Consider the following 4,767-nt stretch of genomic DNA (forward strand, 5'->3'; position numbering starts at 1 on the left):
ACGAAATGATCATGGCCGGCGACACGCGCGACCTGGGCACCATCATCGATGATGCGGGCAAGGGGTTGGTTTAGGCCGTTCCGCGCCCGGTCCAACGCCCCCTCCACCCCCACCGGATCGCGAAGCGATCCGGCGCCCCCCACGCTTCGCGATCCACCCCCAGAGGGGGTGGATTGGGTCCCCCTCCCCCGCTTTGCAGGGGAGGTTCAAGGTTCGCGCGTACCTCCCCCGTTTACGGGGGAGGGGGACCACGAAGTGGTGGAGGGGGCGTCGCCGCCCCTCACACCTTCATCCGCATCGCGCCCAGGTAATCCCGCTTGCCCAGCGGCACGCCGGCCTGGCGCAGGATGTCGTAGGCGGTGGTGGCGTGGAAATGCAGGTTGGGGATCGAGAAGCTCATCAGGAACCCCGGCACGGTGAACGGCATCTGCCGCTCGCCCAGCTTGAACACCATGTCGCGGCCCTCCAGGGCGTTGATCGCCTCCGGCGTTTCAGCCTGGAGTGCGGTCCGGGCGTCGGCCACCAGGGCCTGCAGCCCCGCATAGTCCAGCTCACCAACCGCGCCCGAGGGGGCGAACACGCCGGACTTGGCGCCCTCGATGGCGCCGCGGGAATGGTGGGCGACCGACACGATCTGGAACAGGAACGGCAGCATGTCGTCCTTCAGGCGGGCGCTGACGACGGTGGCCGGGTCAAGGCCGTTGGCCTCGAAGTGGGCCCGTCCCTTCTCCAGAAATCCGGACACCGCGCCGAGGGTTTGGAGGTAGGACGTCACGCTGACGTCGTAGAGTGAAATGGGCATTTGAATGGTTCCGTCCACGGGGTTCGATTGTCGCCACACTGGCGCATCTCGCGCCGCGCAAGCCAAGCCGGTTCTTGGCCTCAGCGCGCGCCAATGCGGGCCATCACCTCGCGCGGGATACGGTACTCGGCGACCACAGCGTTGCGGTCGCGAAGCCCCATGACTTCGCGCTGGACCAGAAATTCCCAGACCGCATCGGCGGCGGTTTTCACCGCAGCTGCCCGTTGCTCGCCCTCGTGAGCCGCCAGCGCGACCAGCGCCGCCTCAACCTTGCGGCCGGCGCGGCCCAGGGATTGCGCCTGCTCCTCAAGTAACTCGTGGCGGAACACAGCCTCGCCGGTCTCAACCCCGAGCCGGGCGTTCAGGGATTGCGGCATGCGGAAGGACGACATGGGGGCAGTTTTGGCGGGCGGAGCGGCGAACGCAAGTCCGATGCGTTGGTCGGCCTGCGCCAAGTCCGCGAGTGGTGTCACCTCGCTCACCAAACCTGCACAACGAAGCTTCACCTGCCAACGGGACGGTCCGATAGCAAATCGGTGAGCGCGCTGCGAACCGTCTCATCAGGCTCTCTGGCGAGGGCTTCCCGCACCACACGCGGCGCTTCCGCGGGCCAATTCTCACGACCCCAGCCGTGGAGTGCTTTGGTCGCCATATTGCGGAGCCTGACCCCGCGCGCGGACAACGCCACCTCGATCAGGGTCCAGCCAACTCCGGGGAACCGATGCAGGTCCTGGACCACGAAATCCATCGCTCCGTCGTCCTCAAACTCGAATCCAAGTCCTAACGTGAGCCCAGGACCTGACGCGACTTTCTTGAGATCCAACTGCGCCTCGGCAAGCGCGACCACCTCCCGGGCCTGCATGGGATCGTCCGTCTGCATGAGCCAATACCAGTCGCCGGTTCGATGGTCGCGTTGACGTGCGAAATGGTACGGCCAAACGTCCACGCCCAGGGTCGCGCCCGCTTCGGCGGCTTGGAAGAACGTGATCCGATCGTCCGACTGCAGCGTCTGCAGGACGGCGTCACGCCAATCCGTTCGGCTCAGATAGGCCGCGACGCCGGTTCGCAGATCGAACAAGACCTGCGGCGACCAAACCGAGCGATCCAACGGCTCGGCAACGAAAGACCGAATGCGCGCCGCGACGTTGAACCGGTTGACGGTCAGTGTCGGGTCGGCGTTCAAATGGCGGAGAAACTTGTTCAGCACCTCGGGTCCATCGGCGTAGTCGTGGATGTCCTGTGCAGGCCCACCCTGGAGGAGCGCGACGATGAGCTCTCCTGCTGCATCCAACAATTCGGCGTCGAGTTCAGCCTCGGCTAGCGCGTCGCGAAGCCCACCGGTGGTTGCGCAGACGTAGGCGATTTCCTCCGCCATCACAGCGTTGTGGTGACCCTCCCGAAGAAGCCAGGCCTTGATCGCAGGATCGGTCGTTTCCGCGAGGCAATGGATTGTCTGGATGCGGCCCCAGCCATGGGTTGCCTTCGCCAGACGCCAGAGTTCCTCGTCAGGTTCGGTGAGCAGATTGCAGAACGCGACCGCCACATACAGCGTGAGTTCCTCGAAGCGGCCGAGATCGTGGAGTGTCTCAAGGTCACGGGAGTCCCCGGCAGCTCCCAGAAGCGCGACAGCCAACTTCACCGGCCCGACATCCGGCGCCTCATTCGCGATCCGCCGCGCCACCTTGGCGACCTGCGGCTGGCCGATCCCCGCGCCCTCCAGCTTATCCATCATGCCGTCGACAACGGTGAACGCATCGCTCCGGTCCATCAGGGCGTATAGGTGGCGAAATCGATCCGCGGACGGCCGCCGGCAGTGGGCGCTCAGCGCCGAAGTGAGCCCCCGAGCGCTGATCTGACGTTCAGACGTGTCGGCCCGGCCAAACAGCGCGTCGGACGCGCCCGCGGCCCATCGGACCGCCGAACCCTCAGGAACCGGTAGATCGAGCTCAAGGCCGAAAGGCGTTTGTTGCGCCATACGGATACGCGTCAGCAAAGGGATCGCATTCGACGGCCAGGGCAGCTTCCCCGACCGCCAGCGGCCGATCAAATCGAACAACATCCAGCATCTCCTGGACCACATCATATACTTTCGGGCCGCGCAGACATTTCAAGCCGGCGCGACCCGAAGCAACACTTCACCCGTCGCTCAACCCTTCACACACACCACCTGCCGCAGGGTGTGGACGATCTCGACCAGGTCGGCCTGCGCCGCCATCACCGCGTCGATATCCTTGTAGGCCATCGGCGTTTCGTCGATCACGTCGGCGTCCTTCCGGCACTCGACGCCCGCCGTGGCGGCCACGTGGTCGTCGAGCGTGAAGCGCCGCTTGGCCTCGGCCCGGCTCATGGCCCGACCTGCGCCGTGCGAGCACGTGCAGAAGCTGTCCGGGTTACCCTTGCCGCGTACAATAAACGACCGGGCGCCCATGGACCCTGGGATGATCCCAAGATCGCCGAGACCAGCCCGCACCGCGCCCTTCCGGGTCAGCCAGACGTCCTTGCCGAAGTGACGCTCCTTGGTGACATAGTTGTGGTGGCAGTTCACCGCCGTCTCCGTCGTCGACAGGTCCGGAAACACCTCGCGGAGTACGCCCAGCACCTGGTCCATCATCACCTCACGGTTGGCCAAGGCGTACTTCTGCGCCCAGCTGACCGCACGGATGTAGGAGACAAAGCCCTCCGACCCTTCCGGAAAGTAGGCCAGATCCTTTGTCCGGCAGGTGGATGAACCACCGCTCCATGTCCTTCTTCGCCTTCTCGATGAAGTAGGAACCGAACCGGTTGCCGACCCCCCGCGAGCCTGAGTGCAGCATCACCCAGACGTCGCCGACTTCATCGAGACAGAGCTCGATGAAGTGGTTCCCGGTCCCCAGTGTGCCGAGGTGGCCCAGGCCGCGCGGGTGCGCGGTCTTGGCGTCGCGCTCGACGATGGCGTCGTAGCCATCCTTGAGCCCGGACCACTTTTCAGCCGCCAGCGCCGGCGGGTCGCCCGAGTGAGCGCCTATGTCATTGCGGCCACCGTTGTCGGTGCGGCCATGGGGGACGGCCGCCTCGATGGCGCTGCGGATGGCGCCCAGATTATCCGGCAGGTGTTCGGCGCGGATGGACGTCTTCACCGCCATCATGCCGCAGCCGATGTCCACGCCGACCGCCGCCGGGATGATGGCGCCCACGGTCGGGATCACCGAGCCGACGGTCGCGCCCATGCCCCAGTGGACGTCCGGCATGACGGCCACGTGGCTATGGATGAAGGGCAAGCCGGCCACGTTGCGCAGCTGCTCGGGCGCGCTGTCCTCAAGTTGGACGCCACGCGTCCACCCCTTGATCAACCCCTTTTCGCTCGCAATGACGTCGTATCCGCTCATCGGCTTATCCTTCTGTGACCAGTCCCCTCCCGGTCCTCCGCAGCGGCACAACGTCCTGCCGAAACGAAGAACCCCTCCGCGACCAAGCCGGGAGGGGTTCTTTCGAGACATCTCAAGTTGAGTTGAGACTAGATCGAAACACCCTCCCACGCACGCGCCTGCTCGCCCACGACCAGGCGGCCGGTGGTGCTGGGGCGTTCGAAATTGGCGAGTGTTTTCGACATTGGTCTCATCCTTGAGGCGCAATCGGGTAGCACAGACCGGGCTGGTTGCGACAGGGTTGTTTCATCTGCAACGACCCAAAGCGCCTGGGTGTGGCCTTCCAGCCACGGCCCGGCGCTCCATTCTCACGCCCCAGGCGCCAGCCCGAACGCGGCCTTGAGCTTGGCGGCCACAAAGTCCTGGGCGGCCTTCGCGTCGGCCACCACCTTGCCCATGCTGAAGAACTCGTGGGTCACCCCGGCGTATTCCTTGACGTCCACCGTGACGCCGGCCGCCCGCATCTTGTCGGCCAGGCCCACGCCGTCGTCGCGCAGGGGATCGATCTCGGCCAGGATAATGGTGGTCGGCGGGAGGCCGGTCAGATTGGCGGCCACCAGA

4 protein-coding genes and 1 pseudogene are annotated in these 4,767 nt (G+C 65.6%); all 5 read right to left on the reverse strand.

Annotated features, from left to right (window positions below; all coding sequences use genetic code 11):
• Nucleotides 1-280 precede the first annotated feature (280 nt).
• Nucleotides 281-802: a DUF1993 domain-containing protein gene (locus RMO97_RS04230; RefSeq protein ID WP_310539296.1), complete on the reverse strand. Its 522-nt coding sequence runs from the start codon at nucleotides 800-802 to the stop codon at nucleotides 281-283.
• Nucleotides 803-882: 80 nt separating this feature from the next.
• Nucleotides 883-1,284 carry a DUF6665 family protein gene (locus tag RMO97_RS04235; RefSeq protein ID WP_310539297.1) on the reverse strand — a complete coding sequence of 134 codons (402 nt, stop codon included), beginning with the start codon at nucleotides 1,282-1,284 and terminating at the stop codon, nucleotides 883-885.
• A gap of 20 nt (nucleotides 1,285-1,304) precedes the next feature.
• Nucleotides 1,305-2,861 carry a hypothetical protein gene (locus RMO97_RS04240; protein WP_310539298.1) on the reverse strand — a complete coding sequence of 519 codons (1,557 nt, stop codon included), beginning with the start codon at nucleotides 2,859-2,861 and terminating at the stop codon, nucleotides 1,305-1,307.
• 87 nt (nucleotides 2,862-2,948) lie between these two features.
• Nucleotides 2,949-4,167: pseudogene (locus tag RMO97_RS21555) on the reverse strand (RtcB family protein).
• A gap of 347 nt (nucleotides 4,168-4,514) precedes the next feature.
• A partial coding sequence (locus RMO97_RS04255) for an alpha/beta hydrolase fold domain-containing protein (protein WP_310539300.1) occupies nucleotides 4,515-4,767 on the reverse strand: 253 nt, incomplete at its 5' end.

Origin of the sequence: Phenylobacterium sp. (genome assembly GCF_031425575.1) — a bacterium.
Classification (GTDB): domain Bacteria; phylum Pseudomonadota; class Alphaproteobacteria; order Caulobacterales; family Caulobacteraceae; genus Phenylobacterium.